This window comes from Streptomyces javensis (assembly GCF_039525925.1).
Classification (GTDB): Bacteria; Actinomycetota; Actinomycetes; order Streptomycetales; family Streptomycetaceae; genus Streptomyces; species Streptomyces asiaticus.
In genome coordinates this window covers 1-671 of the sequence record NZ_BAAAIF010000278.1, presented here as the reverse complement: position 1 = coordinate 671, position 671 = coordinate 1, and the positions used below count along the sequence as shown (strand labels likewise).

Genomic DNA, 671 nt, shown 5'->3' with positions numbered 1-671 from the left:
GCGGTAGATGACGAAGGCGTTGAAGGAGTGCTTGGCGACGAACTTGAGCAGCCAGGCGATCGAGGCGTAGGCGACCACGAACGAGACGGCGGTGCCCACCACGAGGGGGGCGGTGCCGACGCCGGCGCCGACGGCGTCCTTCAGCTCGTACAGGCCCGCGCCGGTGAGCGCCGGGATGCCGAGGAAGAAGGACAGGCGGGTGGCGGCGACCCGGTCCAGGTCGAGGATGAGCGCGGTGGACATGGTGGCGCCGGAGCGTGAGAAGCCGGGGAAGAGCAGCGCGAGGATCTGTGAGCAGCCGACCAGCATGGCGTCCTTGAAACCGGTGTCGTCCTCGCCGCGCTTGTGGCGGCCCATCTGGTCGGCCACCCACATCACGCCGGACCCGGCGAGGAGGGAGCCGGCGACCACCCACAGGGAGGCGAGCGGGCCCTCGATGAGGGGTTTCGCGGCCAGGCCCACGATCACGATGGGGATGGTGGCGCAGATGACCCACCAGGCGAACTTGTAGTCGTGGTGGTACCGCTGTTCGCGGTGGGTGAGTCCGCGGCCCCAGGCGGAGATGATCCGCACGATGTCGTTGAAGAAGTACACCAGTACAGCGGCGATCGCGCCGACCTGGATGACGGCGGTGAAGCCGACCACGGAGGTGTCGTCGACCGGGATGCCCA

General features: G+C 68.7%; 1 protein-coding gene. It reads right to left on the bottom strand.

Annotated features, from left to right (window positions below; translation table 11 throughout):
- A partial coding sequence (locus ABD329_RS47945; RefSeq protein ID WP_344318313.1) for an undecaprenyl-diphosphate phosphatase occupies window positions 1–671 on the bottom strand: 671 nt, incomplete at both ends.